General features: G+C 41.1%; 16 protein-coding genes and 1 pseudogene. 10 read left to right on the top strand and 7 right to left on the bottom strand.

All coding sequences use genetic code 11. The annotated features are described in order from the left end of the window. Window position 1 precedes the first annotated feature (1 nt). Window positions 2-2,617: a bifunctional acetaldehyde-CoA/alcohol dehydrogenase gene (gene adhE, locus EL121_RS09125; protein WP_039196303.1), complete on the top strand. Its 2,616-nt coding sequence runs from the start codon at window positions 2-4 to the stop codon at window positions 2,615-2,617. A 139-nt stretch (window positions 2,618-2,756) separates the two neighbouring features. Here adhE and tcdA read toward each other — a convergent pair whose 3' ends face one another. Next, window positions 2,757-3,521, bottom strand: a complete 765-nt coding sequence (gene tcdA / locus EL121_RS09120) for a tRNA cyclic N6-threonylcarbamoyladenosine(37) synthase TcdA (RefSeq protein WP_039196302.1) — start codon at window positions 3,519-3,521, stop codon at window positions 2,757-2,759. Between the two features lie 37 nt (window positions 3,522-3,558). On the opposite strand from tcdA, the gene EL121_RS09115 reads away from it, so the two are divergent. Further along, on the top strand, window positions 3,559-4,410 hold the full coding sequence (locus EL121_RS09115; RefSeq protein ID WP_039196301.1) for a hypothetical protein: 852 nt from the start codon (window positions 3,559-3,561) through the stop codon (window positions 4,408-4,410). A 42-nt stretch (window positions 4,411-4,452) separates the two neighbouring features. Here EL121_RS09115 and EL121_RS09110 read toward each other — a convergent pair whose 3' ends face one another. The 3 genes and pseudogenes from EL121_RS09110 to gyrA all read right to left on the bottom strand — a co-directional run bounded on the left by EL121_RS09110 (window position 4,453) and on the right by gyrA (window position 10,102). Further along, window positions 4,453-6,396 (bottom strand): ABC transporter ATP-binding protein, encoded by a 1,944-nt coding sequence (locus EL121_RS09110; protein WP_039196300.1) that lies wholly within the window; start codon window positions 6,394-6,396, stop codon window positions 4,453-4,455. A 76-nt stretch (window positions 6,397-6,472) separates the two neighbouring features. Further along, window positions 6,473-7,308, bottom strand: a pseudogene (locus tag EL121_RS09105) (BRO-N domain-containing protein). Window positions 7,309-7,411: 103 nt separating this feature from the next. Then, complete coding sequence (gene gyrA, locus EL121_RS09100; RefSeq protein ID WP_039196298.1) at window positions 7,412-10,102, bottom strand: DNA topoisomerase (ATP-hydrolyzing) subunit A; 2,691 nt, start codon at window positions 10,100-10,102, stop codon at window positions 7,412-7,414. Between the two features lie 194 nt (window positions 10,103-10,296). Here gyrA and ubiG point away from each other — a divergent pair, with 194 nt between their 5' ends. Further along, window positions 10,297-11,007 (top strand): bifunctional 2-polyprenyl-6-hydroxyphenol methylase/3-demethylubiquinol 3-O-methyltransferase UbiG, encoded by a 711-nt coding sequence (gene ubiG / locus EL121_RS09095; protein ID WP_039196297.1) that lies wholly within the window; start codon window positions 10,297-10,299, stop codon window positions 11,005-11,007. 61 nt (window positions 11,008-11,068) lie between these two features. Here ubiG and EL121_RS09090 read toward each other — a convergent pair whose 3' ends face one another. Beyond that, the gene (locus EL121_RS09090; RefSeq protein ID WP_039196296.1) at window positions 11,069-11,629 is read right to left on the bottom strand and encodes a YtfJ family protein; all 561 of its coding nucleotides are present in this window, start codon (window positions 11,627-11,629) and stop codon (window positions 11,069-11,071) included. Window positions 11,630-11,820: 191 nt separating this feature from the next. Between EL121_RS09090 and yajC the strand changes: the two genes are divergently transcribed. From yajC to EL121_RS09060, 6 genes are all read left to right on the top strand, one after another. Next, window positions 11,821-12,117, top strand: coding sequence for a preprotein translocase subunit YajC (gene yajC / locus EL121_RS09085; protein WP_005597904.1), 297 nt, complete (start codon window positions 11,821-11,823; stop codon window positions 12,115-12,117). A 24-nt stretch (window positions 12,118-12,141) separates the two neighbouring features. Then, window positions 12,142-13,989, top strand: a complete 1,848-nt coding sequence (gene secD, locus EL121_RS09080) for a protein translocase subunit SecD (protein WP_081978350.1) — start codon at window positions 12,142-12,144, stop codon at window positions 13,987-13,989. Window positions 13,990-13,999: 10 nt separating this feature from the next. Beyond that, window positions 14,000-14,974, top strand: coding sequence for a protein translocase subunit SecF (gene secF / locus EL121_RS09075; protein ID WP_039196294.1), 975 nt, complete (start codon window positions 14,000-14,002; stop codon window positions 14,972-14,974). A 158-nt stretch (window positions 14,975-15,132) separates the two neighbouring features. Continuing rightward, window positions 15,133-15,639 (top strand): non-heme ferritin, encoded by a 507-nt coding sequence (gene ftnA / locus EL121_RS09070; RefSeq protein ID WP_039196293.1) that lies wholly within the window; start codon window positions 15,133-15,135, stop codon window positions 15,637-15,639. Next, entirely contained in the window at window positions 15,639-16,136 is a 498-nt protein-coding gene (ftnA, locus tag EL121_RS09065) for a non-heme ferritin (protein WP_039196292.1), read from the top strand. Before ftnA (EL121_RS09070) ends, ftnA (EL121_RS09065) begins: the two co-directional genes overlap by 1 nt. Before the next feature lie 246 nt (window positions 16,137-16,382). Beyond that, complete coding sequence (locus EL121_RS09060) at window positions 16,383-17,684, top strand: NCS2 family permease (RefSeq protein WP_039196291.1); 1,302 nt, start codon at window positions 16,383-16,385, stop codon at window positions 17,682-17,684. Between the two features lie 54 nt (window positions 17,685-17,738). Here the strand turns inward: EL121_RS09060 and EL121_RS09055 are convergent, their stop codons facing one another. Further along, window positions 17,739-18,329, bottom strand: coding sequence for a Maf family protein (locus tag EL121_RS09055; protein WP_039196290.1), 591 nt, complete (start codon window positions 18,327-18,329; stop codon window positions 17,739-17,741). Window positions 18,330-18,481: 152 nt separating this feature from the next. Here EL121_RS09055 and EL121_RS09050 point away from each other — a divergent pair, with 152 nt between their 5' ends. Then, window positions 18,482-19,024 (top strand): carboxymuconolactone decarboxylase family protein, encoded by a 543-nt coding sequence (locus EL121_RS09050; RefSeq protein ID WP_014991095.1) that lies wholly within the window; start codon window positions 18,482-18,484, stop codon window positions 19,022-19,024. 108 nt (window positions 19,025-19,132) lie between these two features. On the opposite strand, the gene EL121_RS09045 is transcribed toward EL121_RS09050, so the two are convergent. Then, the gene (locus EL121_RS09045) at window positions 19,133-20,026 is read right to left on the bottom strand and encodes a LysR family transcriptional regulator (RefSeq protein WP_039196289.1); all 894 of its coding nucleotides are present in this window, start codon (window positions 20,024-20,026) and stop codon (window positions 19,133-19,135) included. Between the last annotated feature and the right edge of the window lie 44 nt (window positions 20,027-20,070).

Here is a 20,070-nt window from a genome sequence, read left to right as displayed (position 1 = left end):
TATGGCTAACAATGCAAAAAATGCACAACCATATGACGCTCAAGCAGAAGTAAATGTACTTGTTGAAAAAGGTTTAAAAGCGTTAGACGAATTTCGTCAGCTGAACCAAGAACAAGTGGATTATATCGTAGCGAAAGCCTCCGTGGCGGCACTGGATAAACATGGCATACTCGCAATGCACGCTTATGAAGAAACAGGTCGAGGTGTATTTGAGGATAAAGCAACTAAAAACTTATTTGCTTGTGAATATGTCGTCAATAATATGCGCCATTTAAAAACAGCCGGCGTAATTAGTGAAGATGATGTAACCGGTATTACTGAAATCGCTGACCCTGTCGGTGTTGTATGTGGTATCACGCCAACAACTAACCCAACCTCAACAACCATCTTCAAAGCGTTAATCGCTCTTAAAACTCGTAACCCAATCGTTTTTGCTTTCCACCCTTCCGCACAAAAATCTTCAGCTCATGCAGCACAAGTTGTTCGTGATGCAGCAGTTGCTGCCGGCGCTCCGGAAAATTGCGTACAATGGATTGAAACCCCATCAATGGAAGGTACTTCAGCACTAATGAAACACCCTGGCATCGCAACCATTCTTGCAACAGGTGGTAATGCCATGGTTGAAGCAGCATATTCTTGCGGTAAACCGGCATTAGGCGTAGGGGCGGGTAACGTACCGGCTTATGTTGAAAAAACCGCAAAATTAGAGCAAGCGGTTTACGACATCGTGATGTCAAAATCTTTTGACAACGGTATGATTTGTGCGTCGGAACAAGCAGCAATTGTCGATAAAGAAATCTATGCCGATTTCGTTAAAGAAATGCAATCTTACGGTGTATATCTAGTAAATAAAAAAGAAAAAGCGCTATTAGAAAAATTCATTTTCGGTGTGGATAAAGCGAAAGACGAAAACTGTGCCGGTGCAAAACTAAATGCAGCGGTAGTAGGTAAACCGGCTGCATGGATTGCCGAACAAGCAGGCTTCAGCGTACCGCCAAAAACGAATATCCTACTTGCAGAATGCGCATTTGTTGGAGAAGGCGAACCGCTTACTCGTGAAAAATTATCACCGGTACTTGCATTATTAAAATCAAACTCAACCGAACACGGTTTAGAGCTTTCCGAAGCAATGGTGAATTTCCATGGTTTAGGTCACTCAGCGGCAATTCACACACAAAATGCTGAATTAGCAAAAACATTCGGCGAGCGTGTTAAAGCGATTCGTGTGATTTGGAACTCACCGTCAACATTCGGTGGTATCGGTGACGTATATAACTCATTCCTACCGTCCCTCACATTAGGTTGTGGTTCTTACGGTAAAAACTCTGTAAGTAACAACGTAAGTGCAGTGAACTTAATTAATATTAAACGTGTGGGCAGACGGAGAAACAATATGCAATGGTTTAAAGTTCCATCAAAAATCTACTTTGAGCGTGATTCAATCCAATATCTCAAATCAATGAAAAATGCTGAAAAAGTGATGATCGTAACCGACCGTTCAATGGTAGATCTTGGTTTTGTAGACAGAATTACCGAACAATTACGCCAACGCCGTAATCATGTAATGATCCAATTATTTACCGATGTTGAACCGAATCCAAGTTTACAAACCGTACAACGCGGTACAGAACTTATGCGTAGCTTCCAACCGGATACTATTATTGCATTAGGTGGCGGTTCACCAATGGATGCGGCAAAAGTAATGTGGTTATTCTATGAACAACCGGAAGTGGATTTCCGTGATTTAGTTCAAAAATTTATGGATATCCGTAAACGTGCGTTCAAATTCCCACAATTAGGTCGTAAAGCAAAATTTGTCGGTATTCCAACCACATCCGGTACAGGTTCTGAAGTAACACCATTTGCGGTAATTACTGACGGCGATATTAAATATCCGTTAGCAGACTACTCATTAACCCCAACCGTTGCGATTGTTGACCCTGCATTAGTGATGTCAGTACCGGCTCACGTTGCGGCAGATACAGGTTTAGACGTATTAACTCACGCAACAGAGGCTTATACTTCAATTCTTGCGAACGACTACACTGACGGTTTAGCGTTGCAAGCAATAAAACTGGTATTCGAAAACTTAGAAAAATCAGTGAAAGAATTTGATGAAGTCGCTCGTGAGAAAATGCACAATGCTTCAACCATGGCAGGTATGGCGTTTGCGAATGCGTTCTTAGGTATTTGTCACTCAATGGCACATAAAATCGGTGGTAAATTCCACACGATTCACGGTCGTACCAATGCAATTTTATTACCACACGTGATTCGTTATAACGGTACTCGCCCTACTAAAGTGGCAACTTGGCCGAAATACACTAACTATGTTGCGGATAAACGTTTCCAAGACATCGCACGTATTTTAGGTTTACCTGCAGCAACGCCGGAAGAAGCGGTGGAATCTTATGCAAAAGCCGTACACGATTTAGCAGTACGTTGTGGCGTGAAAATGTCGTTACGTGAGCAAGGTATTGATGAACAAGAGTTCTTAGCCGCACGTCGTGAGCTTGCATTAAATGCCTTTGAAGACCAATGTACACCGGCAAATCCACGTCTTGCAATGATTGAAGACATGGAAGAGCTAATGACAAAAGCTTACTACGGTAAATAGGCTCACCAAATTCCTTATTATGATTGATTGATAAATGAACGAAGGGCTAACGAAAGTTAGCCCTTTTCTTTTACTTGAAATAAGCGGTCAAATTTCAGCTATTTTTTGCAAATTTTCAGCGAAATTTAACCGCTTGTCACTAAGCTTTTAACAGCTTATCAATCACTCGACTTACCGCAAAGAAACCGAAAGTTGCTGTTACCATTGTCACCGCACCGAATCCGTTTGCACAGTTCATCGTTGCTGATACTTCACAGCCCTCTCCCATTTTTGGAAAGATGAGCGGTTGCGTTGAGAATACACAATCAATACCAAACTTTCGTTTGGGGTTCTGGCTAAAGTTATATTCCTTACGCAATAACGAACGCACTTTAGACGCAAGCGGATCCTGAATCGTTTTACTTAAATCGGTAATTTGAATCTGAGTCGGATCGGTCTGGCCGCCTGCGCCACCAGTAGTAATCATTCTGATTTTATTACGCTTACAGTAAGCGATGAGTGCCGCTTTGGTTTTCACCGAATCAATTGCATCAATCACATAATCATAACCACGATTCAGATATTCGGGGATATTCTCCGGTGTGATGAAATCATCAATAATTTCCACCACACATTCGGGATTAATCCGCTCAATACGTTCTTTCATCGCTTCGGTTTTTAACTGGGCAACTGTCCCTGTCATCGCATGAATTTGGCGGTTGATATTAGTCACACAAATGTCATCCATATCAATCATGGTAATTTTACCGATTCCTGAACGGGCAAGCGCTTCCACCGCCCACGAGCCAACACCACCAATCCCAATCACACAAATATGTGCTTGGCGTAATTTCGCTAAACCTTCCGGCGTATAAAGTCGCCCGATTCCGCCAAAACGTTGTTCATAATTATCAATTCTTGTCATATACTATCCAAAAAATTTCAACTAAATAGGCTTTCCTATGTTAAATGCTGAAAAATATCAACGCTATATGCAATATATCCAGCAATCATCATCTTTTATCCCACTCTCTCCCGAACTTACACAGCAAACGCATTATGATGAATATGCTTTACTTGACCTATTAAATAAGCAATTAAACCGCCCGGAAAAACCTGAGTTTTCATTTGAGCATTCTTTTAAAGTGGTAAAAAATCAAGAAAACGCACCGCTTATTATCTTTTTTCAAGGCTTCTATTTTCAGCATATTGAAAACTATTACCTTCAAGATCCACAGCTAACTAATCTAAATCAGCTGAATCAAACAGCGTTAGATTTTTCCTTTTCTTCTTTTATTGCACAACACCCTGAATATAACTATATCTGTGTGAAAGATAATTTTCAGGCGTGGTATTTGCTACACTTTGAATACTATCTTGCTTATTTAATGCAACTTATTTCAGCGTTACAACCGACAAAAACAATTACTGCCGGCTGTTCCGCCGGAGGCTATGCCGCGATCTTATTTGGGCATTACTTATTTGCCGATCAAACCTTTGCATTTTCTCCACAGACAAAAGTCTTCGATAAAATTCATATGAGCGCTTATCGAGAAGCACTCAATGAACGTTATCAACTTGCACAGTTTGAACTAACCGACTTAGCGCTATTACAGCAAAAACAGCACGGCTTCCGTAATCAGCTACATCTGTTTTTATCCAGCGGTAATCGCGAAGATTTAGTGGAATTTGACCGCTTAGATTGGCAAAAATACCAAGAAATCGGTGTTACGCTTTACCCCGGTTCTGCCCACGATATTTTTTCAACTCAAGATAAACAAAAGCTGTTTAATATCCTCAAAGCAATGCTATAAGATTTTCTCGTTTAATCAAAAAATTAAACGAGAAATTAATTGCTAAACATTACCATTACGAATATTTTCTAGCGCTTCCCAGCGCTCAAAAGCGGCTTCTAACGCCATTTCCGCATCCGCCAGTTTTTGTAATTGCGCTTGCGTATAGCTTGGATCTTTACTAAAAAAGTCTGCGCTATTGACTTCCGCCTGCAAACTTTCCATTTCCGCTTCTAAGGCTTCCATTTTTGCCGGTAATTCGTCTAACTCTCTTTGATCTTTATACGAGAGTTTTACCTTTTTAGCCGGTTCCGACTTCGTTACAAGCAGTTGTTTTTCTTCTGCTTTTTGCAAAGTTTCCGCAGGATTTGACCGCTTGTTCGGCTGGTTCTGAGCAAGCGTGGCGTGGTAGTTATCTTGCTGTTGTTTCGCATCAAAATAACCACCCACGTATTTATTTAATACGCCGTCACCTTCAAAGAAATAACATTCCGTTACGGTATTGTCGATAAACTGACGGTCGTGACTCACAATCAGCAATGTGCCTTGATAATCCGCTAATAACTCTTCCAATAACTCAAGGGTTTCAACATCTAAGTCATTGGTCGGCTCATCCAGAATCAATAAGTTATTCGGCTTAAGCAATAATTTAGCCAGTAATAAACGATTACGCTCACCGCCCGATAAGGCTTTCACCGGTGTCATCGCACGTTTTGGTGGGAATAAGAAATCTTGTAGATAACCTAACACGTGGCGTTTTACCCCGTTTACTTCTACGTCTTGTTTGCCATCCGCTACGTTATCCATTACCGTTTTTTCAAGATCAAGTTCGGCACGATATTGGTCGAAGTAAGCCACTTCCAGTTTCGTACCACAACGAATTGAGCCTGAAGTCGGTTGCAACTCACCTAATAACAATTTAATAAAGGTCGTTTTACCGCAACCATTTGCCCCGACTAACGCAATTTTATCGCCTCGCTGAATGGTAGTTGTGAAATTTCTCAGCAAGGTTTTGCCTTCAATTTCATAACTTGCATTTTCCACTTCAAATACGATTTTGCCGGAACGTGCGGTTTGATCGATTTGAATTTTAGCGGTTCCCTGTACTTCTCGACGATTGCGGCGTTCTTCACGTAAAGCTTTTAATGCTCGTACTCGGCCTTCATTACGGGTACGGCGAGCTTTGATGCCTTGACGAATCCATACTTCTTCTTGTGCTAATTTTTTATCGAACAACTCATTTTGTAACGCCTCGACACGCAAATCTTCCGCTTTAGTTTCTAAATACACATCGTAATTGCTTGGATAAGAAACTAACTTACCTCGGTCAAGATCGACAATGCGAGTCGCCATCTTACGGATAAACGAACGGTCGTGCGAAATAAAGATGATCGAGCCTTTAAAATTGAGTAATAAATCCTCAAGCCAAGTAATTGCTTCCACGTCCAAATGGTTGGTCGGTTCATCTAATAACAGAATATCCGGATCTGCCACCAATGCACGAGCTAATGCCGCACGGCGAACCCAACCGCCCGATAATTCGCATAAACGTTTATCCGGCTCCAATTCCAATAATTTAAGAGTATCTTGAATACGATTCTCAAACTGCCAACCGTTATTATGCTCAAGCTGTGCCTGTACATTCGATAATTTGGCTAATAGCTCATCACTATAATCAGTCTGCATTTGTTGCGAAATGTGGTGATATTGCTTTAATAAGTCGCTAAGATGCGCAATTCCTTCCGCCACATAATCAAATACCGTATCTTGAATATGACGCGGCGGATCTTGCTCAAGGCGTGTCACCACAATATCTTTTTCAAAAATCAGTTTACCATCATCCAATTGAACTTCGCCTGCTAACACTTTCATCAGCGTGGATTTTCCCGCCCCGTTGCGTCCAACCAAACAAACACGCTCGCCCGGTTCAATATGTAATTCCGTATGATCCAATAACGGATGATCGCCAAAACCTAAATAGGCATTGGATAAATTTAGTAGTGCCATATTATTTCTCGATAATTATATTTGTGTTGGCATCTATCACACCGATAAATGCTAAATCATAAAAAATCTCGTTCTCTTATTTATTTTTTGTTACATCTTCAATTAATTTAGCAAAATCAATCGCATTTTGCTTGCTGATAACCGGTTTACCCGTTTGTGCTTCAATCTCTTTTCTTGCATTACCTGCGACCGTTCCGCCACGCTTCGCAACCGCCTTATTTTCTTCCAAACCTTGCGGATTAGTTTGACGAGTCAGCTCCGTTGTTGTCGCTTCCGCTAACATATTTAACACCAAAGCGTTGTCATATTATCTCGTAAGTTTTCTTTTTTCAGTCCTTTGAATGTTTTATATTCTTTGGTACTCATTCCACTCCAAGCACGACTAATCTCATTAGTCAAAATAGCATATTCTGCACCGTGCTGAACGCCATGTGATTGCCATTCATCAGTTAATTCTTTACGCACTTGGATTGCTTGTAAACGCTGATTAATCCACTCTTTACTGTAACCCTTTTGCAAGTAGGTTTGTAACGCACGGTCGATAGTTAATTCAGGATCAATAATTTCATCAATTCGCTCTTTTCCAACTTGAGCTAACCACAGTTTGAATGGTTCAGCTTTAGGGCTTGGAATAGATTGAATTATACGGAAAATACCTACCATATCAGAAGCATCTGTTACTCGCATTTTTCCGTCTGGAGCTATCATTTTCAACTGTACGATTTTATCGTACAGTTCAATTCCACCTTCATCTTCAGTAATTTTTCGTTTTAAATCGCTCCAATAACGGCGTGGATTACTACTGCCTGTTAAAGCCGCCACAATATCTACAATACTAAAAAACCATTCTTCTTGCTCTTCGTCCCATACTGAACGAATTTGGCTATTTTCAAAAAGTTTAAGCTCGTTCATTACTGTCTCCTTTTTCCTTTATGTTTTTATAATCAAAAGCGGTCGGATTTTTGCAAAATTTTACCAAAATCCGACCGCTTGTTTAGGGTCTTACGCCCTTTATTTAGGCTTCTGTTGAAGTTTCTGTGTTTTCTACGTTGTCTAACACTTCGCTGTTTTCGTCTTCATCGTCAGGTTCGCAAACTCGCTCTACGCTTACTACGCTTTCGTCATCTGCGGTACGGATAATACGAACGCCTTGAGTGTTACGGCCAACGAGGCTAACTTCTGCGACTCGGGTACGAACTAGCGTTCCGGCATCGGTAATCAACATAATTTGATCCGCTTCTTCAACTTGAACCGCCGCAACTACTTTACCGTTACGTTCGTTCACTTTGATAGAAACCACACCTTTGGTTGCACGAGATTTCACAGGATATTCGCCAATCACGGTACGTTTACCGAAACCGTTTTGCGTTACCGTTAGAATATCGCCTTCCGTACGTGGAATCACAAGCGATACCACACGGTCGGTATCAAGACTTACTGAAGACTCTTCCGCTTCCTCGTTTTCAATTTCTACGATTTCCGCTTCTTCAATTTCTTCACTTGAAATTTCTGTCGTAGCAAGTTTAATGCCTCGAACACCTGTTGCAGTACGTCCCATTGCACGCACCGCTTTTTCTGCAAAACGTACCACTCGACCTTGTGCCGAGAACAACATAATCTCGCTCTCGCCATCGGTAATATCAACGCCGATTAATTCATCGCCTTCGCGAAGTTTTAATGCAATTAGACCGCTTGAACGCACGTTGCTGAACGCATCTAAACTTACTTTCTTCACTACACCGCTTGCAGTTGCCATAAAGATGAATTTATCCGCACTAAATTCACCGTTCGGAATCGGTAGAATCGCAGTAATACGCTCGTTTTCTTCTTTCACTAACGGCAGAATATTCACGATTGGCGTACCACGCGCGCCACGACTTGCTTGTGGTAATTGATACACTTTTAATTGATATAAACGACCACGGCTCGAGAAACATAAAATCGTATCGTGGGTATTTGCCACTAATAATTTCTCAATGAAATCGTCTTCTTTCATCTTGGTAGCAGATTTACCTTTACCGCCACGGCGCTGCGCTTCGTAGTCGGAAAGCGGCTGGTATTTCACGTAACCTGCGTGAGAAAGTGTGACTACCACGTCTTCTTGGGCGATTAAATCTTCCATATTGATATCGCCCGAAGCCGCTGTAATTTCGGTACGACGTTCGTCACCGAATTCTGCTTTCACTTTTTCTAATTCTTCACGAATCACTTCCATTAAGCGTTCTGCGCTGCTTAGAATACGTAATAATTCGCCGATTTCGGTGAGCAATTCTTTGTATTCATCCACAATTTTTTCATGTTCTAAGCCGGTTAAACGGTGTAAACGTAATTCTAAAATCGCACGCGCTTGCGCTTCAGAAAGATAGTATTGACCGTTACGTACGCCTAAGTTTTCCGGTAAATCTTCCGGACGTGACGCATCTACGCCGGCAGCCTCTAACATTGGTGCTACATTACCCAATGCCCACGCACGCGCTAATAACCCTTCACGCGCTTCGTCCGCTGTTTTTGAGTTACGAATTAACTCGATAACCGGATCGATATTGGCTAATGCAATCGCTAAACCTTCTAAAATATGCGCACGCTCACGCGCTTTGCGTAATTCAAAAATGGTACGGCGTGTCACCACTTCACGACGATGTTTCACGAATGCTTCGATAATTTGTTTTAAATTCAATACTTTCGGCTGACCGTGATCAAGCGCAACCATATTGATACCAAACGTTACTTGCATTTGCGTTAGCGAGTAAAGGTGATTTAAGACCACTTCACCGACCGCATCACGTTTTACTTCGATAACAATTGAGATACCTTTTTTATCCGAGTGATCTTGAATACCGCTAATGCCTTCGATTTTCTTGTCTTTAACTAATTCGGCAATTTTCTCGATCAGTTTCGCTTTATTTACTTGGTACGGAAGCTCAGTAACAATAATTTGCTCACGGCCTTTTTCCGTGGTTTCTACACTTGCTTTCGCACGCACGTAAACTTTACCACGACCGGTACGATACGCTTCTTCAATCCCCTTACGACCGTTAATAATCGCCCCTGTTGGGAAATCCGGGCCTGGGATAAAACGCATTAATTCTTCAATGCTGATTTGCTCGTTTTCAATGTAGGCTAAACAACCGTCCAACACTTCATTTAAGTTGTGCGGCGGAATATTGGTTGCCATACCAACCGCAATACCGGATGAACCGTTTACCAATAACGCAGGGATTTTGGTCGGTAACACGTCCGGAATCATCTCTTTGCCGTCATAGTTCGGCGAGTAATCCACAGTTTCCTTATCTAAATCCGTTAATAATTCCTGCGTAATTTTTTGCATACGCACTTCGGTATAACGCATCGCAGCCGGCGCATCGCCGTCAATCGAACCAAAGTTACCTTGACCGTCAACCAACATATAACGAAGTGAGAACGGCTGTGCCATACGTACAATGGTGTCATACACAGCTGAGTCACCGTGCGGGTGATATTTACCGATTACGTCACCCACCACACGCGCAGATTTTACGTGTGGGCGGTTAAACGTATTGCTGTTTTGATCCATTGAGAATAACACTCGGCGGTGCACCGGTTTTAAACCATCACGCACATCGGGTAGCGCACGTCCGACAATAACAGACATCGCATAGTCGAGATAAGACGTTTTTAACTCGTCTTCGATACTGACGGGGGTAATATCTTTGGCTAATTCGCTCATTGAAATTTCCTAATCACGTTTATAAAAAAGATTGCCCCAAACTACGTGGAAAGTAGAGGGCGAAAAATTCACACGATTATAGCATAAAAAAACAGTTGAAAGTTGAAAATTGAAAGTTGAAAATGTAAGGAAGCGGTCAAATTTGCCATTTATTTCGCAATTTGACTTTTCTATCTATCTTTCCAGAGGCCGTAATGCATAATATTGACCAACAAGAACTTGATAAATTTGAAAAAATGGCAGCCACTTGGTGGGATCCGAACGGTAGTTTTAAACCGATTCATCTGCTCAATCCGTTACGCTTAGACTATATTCAACAAAAATCAAACGGTTTATTCGGCAAAAAAGTGTTGGACGTCGGCTGTGGCGGAGGCATTTTAAGTGAAGCGATGGCAAAAGCCGGTGCCAATGTTACCGGTATTGATATGACGACCGAACCGCTTGAAATTGCACGTAAACACGCCGAAGAAAGCGGTTTAACCATTGATTACCGACAAACCACTATTGAAGATTTTGTACAAAATCAGACCGCTTGTCATGCCGAGAAATTTGATGTGATTACTTGTATGGAAATGTTGGAACACGTGCCCGATCCACTTTCTATTATTCAGAGTTGTAAAGCATTACTTAAACCGCACGGCGTGCTGTTTTTCTCAACTATCAACCGCACGTTCAAGGCTTATATGTTAGTCATTATTGGGGCGGAATATGTCTTAAAAATGTTGCCGAAAGGTACGCACGAATTTGAAAAATTCATCAAACCGGCAGAATTATTGAATTGGTGCGATCAAGCAGAGCTTCGTTGCCAAGAAATGAAAGGCTATCATTTTAATCCTTTAACCGAAAAGTTTTGGCTAAATAATGATGTAAGCTGCAATTATATTGCTTTCCTTACCGCCGAATAAGCGGTCAAATTTCCATAATTTTTTACAAGAAAAAGGGCGTTATGAAACGCCCTTATATTTTTTATTTCTCAGTTAATTGCTTAACTAAATCAATTACTTGCTGAACTTGCACCGGAGATAATTTGCCTTCCGAAACAAATTGTACTTTACCCGTTTTATCTAATACTGCGATAAAACTTTCTTTCGCTTTTAAACCCCACGCATTTTTCACACTACTACTTTGATCTAACACCACTTGGCTGTGCGGATTTTCAATTTTACCGTCTTCAACGCTATTTTTTACAAACACACCGGTACCGACAATCGCATCATCCGCATTCACAATTGTGACGGTTTGATATTTAGCACGATCAAAACCTGCTGCTTTAATTGCCCCAATCAGCACTTTATTTTTATCTTTTACGCTACTTCTGCCGGCAAAGTGATGAATAACACGTACTTTTCCGTTTAAGCTTGATGACTGCCAGCTTTTATAACTTACTTTGTTACCATTCAGCGTTAATTCGCCATCTTTCGCGACCGTAACGCTCGGTAATGCCGCATTGAGTTGTACATTATGCGCAAAAGCGACATTCACAAATAAAAGTGAGGAAAGCGCTGCTAATTTAAGAGAATTTTTCATTATTTTTCCTTTGTGAGTTGAATTTTATGAAACTTAACACAATATTCGAATCTTACTGTAAAAAGAAAATCTTGGCACTAACATTTTCCTCTCGTTAAACAGTTGAATTTATGCTATTTTAACAACCAATTTTCCCATTTATATGGGAATTTTATCTTTTAAACACTAACCTATTGATTTAAGGAGCTTTTATGCAACAAGGCGGCGGATTAGAAATGATCGTAATTTTAGCGGTATTCGGTCTTATTTTTTATTTTATGATTTATCGCCCACAAGCGAAACGCCAAAAACAACAGCGTGATTTACTTTCTAACCTAGCAAAAGGTGATGAAGTATTAACAAACGGCGGCTTAATCGGTCGTATCACTAAAGTAAGTGCGGAAAACGAAAACATCGTGATCGCATTAAACGATACAACTGAAGTGGTGATTTCTCGTAACTATGTTGTTGCAGTATTACCAAAAGGTCAAATGAAAGCCCTTTCTTAATTTTCCTATCTTAGGGGATTTATTGTGTTAAATCGTTTCCCATTATGGAAGAATCTGATGATTATCATCGTGGTACTCATCGGTGGTTTATACGCTCTTCCAAATCTATACGGCGAAGACCCGTCAGTACAAATTTCAGGTACTCGAGGTCAAGAAGCCACGAGCGAAACGCTCGCTCAAGTTCAGGGAACATTGTCATCAATGAATATCACACCAAAATCAGCCGTTCTTGAGAACGGCTCGATTTTAGTACGCCTTGAAAATGATGAACAACAATTACCTGCTAAAGAAAAAATTTCTGACGTCTTAGGCGACAAATTCTCTGTTGCACTAAACCTTGCGCCGGCAACACCAAGTTGGTTAACCGATATCGGCGGTAGCCCGATGAAACGAGGCTTAGACTTACGCGGCGGTGTACGCTTCCTAATGGAAGTGGATATGAACACGGCGCTTACTAAACAACAAGAGAGTTTACAAGACAGCTTACGCAGCGAATTACGCAAAGAAAAATTACAGTATAAAGCGGTTAAAAAAGGCGAAAATTTTGCAACCGTAATTGAATTTGCCGATGCGGATACGGCTGAAAAAGCAGCTCGCTTTGTACGCCGTCAGCATACTACGCTCGAAGCCGCATTTATTGATACGACCACCGTATCATTTGCGCCTTCAGCAGAGGGCTTATCCGCTTCTCGTGATACTGCAATCGAACAAAACTTATCGATCTTACGTAAGCGTGTGGAAGAATTAGGCGTTTCCGAGCCGACTATTCAGCGTCAAGGCGCGGATCGTATCGTGGTTGAATTGCCGGGTGTGCAAGATACTGCTCGTGCAAAAGAACTATTAGGTGCAACAGCGACATTAGAATTCCGCCTAGTAAATGCCGAAGCAAGCCCTGAATCTGCAGCTCGAGGTATTGTGCCTGCCGACTCAGAATTAAAATTCAGCCGTGATGGCGGCGCTGTTGTGTTACGCCGTAAACCGTCTTTAGGCGGTGAACATATTATCGATGCGACATCAGGTAAAGATGAACGTGGTTTACCGCAAGTAAGCATTAACCTTGATGCAGAAGGCGGTAATATGATGGCGGAAATTACCAAAAGTGCCGTAGGTAAACCAATGGCGACACTTTACAGCGAGTTTAAAGACTCCGGTCGTAAAGATGCAAAAGGTAAAGTAATCTTAGAAAAACACGAAGAAGTGATTAATGTAGCAACCATTAATTCACGTCTTGGTAGCCAATTCCAAATTACCGGCATTAACTCGCCGGCAGAAGCACAAAACCTTGCGGTTCTTTTACGTTCAGGTGCATTAATTGCGCCGATTGTTATCGTAGAGGAACGTACTATCGGTGCTTCATTAGGTGCGGATAACGTAGCGAAAGGGATGGAAGCCGGTATGTACGGCTTAATCTTAACCATCGCATTCTGTTTAATTTACTACAAAATGTTCGGCCTATTCGCTGCCGTAGCACTCACAGTAAATATGGTGCTCACTGTTGGTTTAATGTCATTAATCGGTGCTACGCTTACCATGCCGGGGATCGCCGGTATCGTACTTGCGGTAGGTATGTCGGTGGATGCCAACGTGTTAATTTACGAGCGAATTAAAGAAGAATTGCGTAACGGGCGTTCAGTTCAACAGGCAATTCACGAAGGTTATAACGGAGCCTTCACATCAATTTTCGACTCAAACTTAACCACGATTTTAACCTCTTTAGTGTTATATGCAGTGGGTACAGGCCCGGTAAAAGGCTTCGCAATTACCCTTGCACTTGGGGTAATGATTTCAATGTTCACCGCAATTACCGGTACTCGTATGCTTGTTAACTGGGTATACGGCGGCAATAAACGTGTGAAAAAACTTTGGATTTAAGGTGGAATAAATGGCAACTATGCAAACAGAAAAAGATGCGTCGGAAATTAAACTGCCGTATAAACTTGTTCCATTTATGAAATATCGTTATGTCGGTTTCGTATTTTCATTAATCGTCACCGCATTATGTATTTTCTCTATCGTCACCAAAGGGTTTAACTGGGGTTTAGATTTTACCGGTGGTACGGTAATTGAAACCACCTTCTCACAACCTGCCGATTTAGGCAAGGTACGCGGTTTATTGGAACAAAACGGTTATGGTAATGCGTTAGTGCAAACGACCGGCAGCCAAAAAGAGCTAATGATTCGTTTACCGGCATCTGCGGGGGATATGTCTTTAGGTAACAAGATTATGGATCTTGTGCATCAAGATTTAGACCCTTCGGCAACCATTAAAAGTGTTGAATTCGTAGGACCTAATGTGGGTGAAGAACTTACTCAAGGTGCAATTTGGGCAACACTTGCAACGCTCGGTATGTTATTACTTTACGTTGGTACTCGTTTCGAAATTCGTTTAGCGATTGGCGGTATTCTGGCATTATTCCACGACGTATTAGTTACTATCGGTATTTTCTCATTCTTACAGATTGAGATTGACCTAACCTTCGTCGCGGCAATTCTTTCCGTGGTAGGTTATTCATTAAATGACTCTATCGTGGTATTTGACCGTGTACGTGAGAACTTTAGTAAAATTCGCCGTGTGAGTTCGCAAGAAGTAATTGATATTTCGTTAAGTCAAACGCTTTCAAGAACCTTAATGACCTCGGTAACAACTTTATTTGTGGTTGCCTCATTATATTGGTTCGGGGGCCCAACAATTCATAGCTTCTCACTCGCATTATTGATTGGTATCGGCTTCGGTACTTACTCATCTATTTATATTGCGATTGGTGTCGCATTACAACTTGGTTTAAACCGTGAACACATGGTAAAACCGGTTGTAGAGAAAGAAGGTGCTGATCAACAAGCATTTGTTGATTACTAATTACTAAGAGGGATAGTTTCTTGGTAAATTATCGTGTATAATTAGTGCAATTATTCAAAGGGGTGGAAATTTTTCCGCCCCTTTGTCGTATCTGGATTTCGTAATGAAATTAGCTCTCATTATTTAACAAATTTTTAATATTAGCTTAGAGGTAAAAAATGTTACAACAAAAAATCATTGATAAACTCAATGAACAAATTAACTTAGAGTTCTACTCTTCGAACGTCTATTTACAAATGTCGGCATGGTGTTCAAAAAACGGTTTTGCCGGTGCGGCAAACTTCTTACTTCGCCATGCAGATGAAGAATTAGAACATATGCAAAAATTATTTAACTATGTAAGTGAAACCGGCAGTTTACCGTTACTGGGTAAAATTGAAGCGCCTCGTAAAGAATATGCGTCATTAAAAGAGCTATTTGATGAAGTGCTTACACATGAAAAACACGTCACTGCAAAAATTAATGAATTAGTTGAAGTGACATTTGCCGCAAAAGATTATTCTACCTTTAACTTCTTACAATGGTATGTTGCAGAACAACATGAAGAAGAAAAATTATTCGGTGAGATTTTAGATAAGTTTGCAGTAGCAGGCGAAGGCAATAAATCACTCTATTTCATCGATAAAGACTTAGAAACGTTAGATCACGAACAAGGAGCCGCATAATGTTATCACCAGCAATTATTAAACAATTAAACGACCAATTAAATTTAGAATTTTATTCTTCAAATGTTTATTTGCAAATGTCGGCATGGGCGGATAATAATGGTTTCCCGGGTGCGGCAAAATTCTTAAAAGCGCACGCAACCGAAGAAATGGAACATATGCGCCGCTTATTCACTTATTTGAATGAAACCGGTTCATTAGCTGAAATTTATGCGATTGAAGCGCCGAAAGCTGAATATGATTCGTTAAAATCTTTATTTGAAATCGTATTAGAACACGAAAAACACGTAACGGATTCAATCAATAAATTAGTGGAAGTGACTTTTGAAGCAAAAGATTACTCATCATTTAACTTCTTACAATGGTATGTTGCCGAACAACACGAAGAAGAATTCTTATTTAATTCGATTTTAAATAAATTCAAACTGTTAGGCGAAGACGGCAAAGCGTTATACTACATTGATAAAGATTTAGAGCAACTCGCTTCAGCTCACTAATTAAGAGCTTACAAGCGGTCAAATTTCTAAAATTTTTTGCAAATTTAGCCACAGATATACGGACTTCATGAAATCTTTTGTGAAGTCCGTTCTTTTTGAGAGGAATTTGCAAATTTTTAAGAAAATCAGACCGCTTATTTATTGGATTTTATGCAAACGTTTGCCTAACCGTTTGCTTATTGAGTCCGACTTATGTACAATTCGCCCCTTAAAATTTTTATTCTAGTTATTTGAGGTTTTCATTTTATGTCTTTGTTTAAGTTTGAAGAACGTGGCACCAATACCCGCCAAGAAATTATTGCGGGCTTAACCACATTCTTAGCAATGGTGTATTCGGTAATTGTCGTACCGGGTATGTTAAGCCAAGCAGGTTTTCCGGCTGAATCGGTATTTATCGCAACCTGTTTAGTGTCGGGTTTAGGCTCAATTCTAATCGGCTTATGGGCAAATGCACCAATGGCGATTGGCTGTGCGATTTCTTTAACCGCATTTACCGCATTCAGTTTAGTACTTGGTCAAGGAATCTCGATTCCGGTTGCACTCGGTGCGATTTTCTTAATGGGGGTATTATTCACACTCATTTCGGTAACCGGCATCCGTGCATGGATTTTACGTAACCTACCGGCAAGCATTGCACACGGTGCGGGCATCGGTATCGGTTTATTTTTACTGTTAATCGCAGCGAACGGCGTGGGCTTAGTGGTTGGCAATCAAGCGGGTTTACCGGTAAAAATGGGCGATTTCACCTCATTCCCGGTAATTATGGCATTACTTGGTTTAGCGGCAATTATCGGTTTAGAGCGTTTAAAAGTTAAAGGCAGCATTTTATGGGTAATTATTGCGATCACAATCATCGGTTTAGTGTTTGACCCGAACGTAAAATATGCCGGTTTCTTCAAAATGCCGAGCTTCGGAGAAAATTCCCAATTCTTAAACCTTGATGTGATGGGTGCGTTAAATACGGCTATTTTACCTGTAGTATTTGCATTAGTGATGACTGCAATCTTTGACGCAACCGGTACAATTCGTGCGGTGGCGGGTCAAGCGAATTTATTAGATAAAGACGGTCAAATTATTAACGGCGATAAAGCCTTAACGTCAGACTCATTAGGTTCTGTACTTTCAGGTTTATTCGGTACGACACCGGCAGCGGTTTATATTGAATCGGCAGCAGGTACGGCGGTAGGCGGTAAAACCGGTTTAACGGCAGTCGTTGTCGGTATCGGTTTCTTATTAATGTTATTTTTCCAACCGCTTGCGTTTTTAGTACCGGGCTATGCAACGGCGCCAGCATTAATGTACGTCGGTTTATTAATGTTAAGCAATGTATCAAAACTGGATTTCGATGATTTTGTCGGTGCAATGTCAGGCTTAGTTTGTGCGGTATTTATCGTATTAACTGCTAATATCGTAACCGGTATTATGCTTGGCTTTGCCGCGTTAGTGATCGGTCGTATCATTTCGGGCGAATTCAAAAAACTCAACGTAGGTACGGTAATTATTGCGATTGCGTTAGTAGCTTTCTACGCATTTGAATTAGCAATTTAATTCGAAAAAAGACCGCTTGTTGACTCTGTTCAAGGCTACAAGCGGTCTCATTTTTTAAAAAATTTGCAAATCAAATTGCTTTAGTAATTCTACGGTTTCAAACACCGGTAACCCCATCACGCCGGTAAAGCTTCCCGATAATCGCTCGACAAATACCCCGCCAAACTGCTGAATACCATAAGCACCAGCTTTATCCATCGGTTCACCGGTTGCAATATAAGCGTGGATTTCAGCATCGGTTAATCTTCTAAAACTCACTTCACTGGTATGCAGACATTCCACTTGCTTGCCTTGGTAACTAAGGCAAACGGCAGTAAATACTTGATGCGTTCTGCCTGATAACATTTTTAACATAGCAAAAGCGTCTTGTTCGTCTTTCGGTTTACCGAGAATTTTGCCGTCAATTGAAACGGTCGTATCCGCCGTCAGTATCGGGTGTTCTGCAAGATTTTCCGCAATTCTGACCGCTTGCGCCGCTTGGTTCTTCTGTTTGGCAATCCGCAGGCAATACTCATCTGCTTTTTCATTTGCTTGCGGCGATTCATCAATTTCACTCGATAAACGAAGCAAATCCAAGCCTAAATTTTGTAACAATTCCCAGCGGCGCGGGCTATTAGAAGCAAGATAAATATGTTTAGTGTTCATTAACGTCAATCCTTTCTCTCATTCATTATAGAATTTTTTGTTATATAAAATAGGTATTTATATGCATAAAATGTTAAAAAATCTTTGCATTTAAGGGAGTTTAACCTTTATTATTCAACAAAATAGATTACTCTCTATAAGGAACTTATAACATGTCAAAATTTCAAATTCATACAATTGAAACCGCACCGGAAGCAGCACAAGAAGCATTAAAAGCAGTACAACAAGCCAACGGTTTTATTCCAAATTTAATCGGCGTATTAGCTAATGCTCCAACTGCGTTAGAAACTTATCGTACGGTAGGTGGCATTAACGGCCGTAACAGCTTAACACCACTTGAACGCGAAGTGGTACAAATTACGGCGGCAGTGGTAAACGGTTGCGGATTCTGTGTTGCCGGTCATACTAAAATTTCTTTAAAAGCGTTAAACGCACCAAAAGAAATCGTTGATCAAATTCGTGCTACTGCCCGTATTTCAGATCCGAAATTAGATACGTTAGCACGCTTCACGCTTGCGGTAATGCTACAGAAAGCAAAATTAACCGAAGCACAACTCAATGAATTCTTTGCTGCCGGTTATAACCAACAAAATGCGATTGATGTGATTTTAGGCGTGAGCTTAGCAACATTATGTAACTATGTGAACAATATCGCCGAAACACCGATTAATCCTGAATTACAAGCATTTGCTTAATCTTCATAAGGTGCGCGGTGTCGCACCTTTTTCTTTTCTATTTCTAACCAAATGCCTCAACTAAAAAGCAAAGCAATGATCTGCTCGATCATTAGTTTGAGCGGCCGGTTATTCATTCCATGCTAATGCCATGAGCCATTCAATAAACACTGCCAAACGCTTTGGAATAAATTGGCGTTGAGGGTAAATAATCCAAAGTGGGCGAGTTGGAGTTTGCAGCGCTGTCAAAATCGGTACAAGCTCGCCACGTTCTAAATAAGGGCGAAGTATCAGATCGGGCATTTGCACAATGCCAAGCCCTGAAAGTGCGGTAAATAATAGGGCGTTTGAGTCATTTACTTGTGTAGCGTGGGTGTTTTTAAATTGTTCTACTTCCTCTGACTGTTCAAGAAATTTCCACGGCATAATTTTCCCCTGCTGACCTGAAACATAATGTACAACGTGATGTTGTGCTAAATCAGCCAAAGTTTCAGGCGTGCCGTGTTGGGCAAGATAGCTTGGCGAGGCACAAGTCTGCATTGCTACATTGGCTAAACGGCGGGCGATATAGCTGGCATCAGCCAGCTCGCCTAAGCGAAGGGTGCAATCTAAACCGTCATTAACTAAGTTACTCAACTGATCGCTTACCGTGATCACCAGCTGGATTTCTGGATACAGGCGTTGAAAATCGGGCAATTTAGCAATCACAAAAGGGGCGACAACAGTCGGCATTTCAATGCGTAATTTGCCTTTTGCCTGCTGGCTCACGCCTGATAAATCCTGAAATGTTTCTTCCAACTCGGCTAATAAAAATTGCGCTTTTTCATAAAAGGCTTCGCCTTCTGCGGTTAATTTTAGGCTACGAGTGGTGCGGTTAAGCAGGCGTAAACCAAGCTGATTTTCCAAATACTTCACCGCTTTGGAAACTGCGGAAACGTGCAGATTTAGCTGATCAGCTGCTTTGGAAAAACTGCCCGTTTCTACCACGTGGGTAAAGACTTGCAAGGTTTGGATTCTGTCCATTTTAAGTTCTCTTTTGCAAAATTTGACAAGAATTTTACCGCTTA

It is taken from the genome of Actinobacillus equuli, from assembly GCF_900636745.1.
Lineage (GTDB): Bacteria > Pseudomonadota > Gammaproteobacteria > Enterobacterales > Pasteurellaceae > Actinobacillus > Actinobacillus equuli.
The sequence above is the reverse complement of the archived record's forward strand: the minus strand, read 5'-3'. Positions and strand labels throughout refer to the sequence as shown.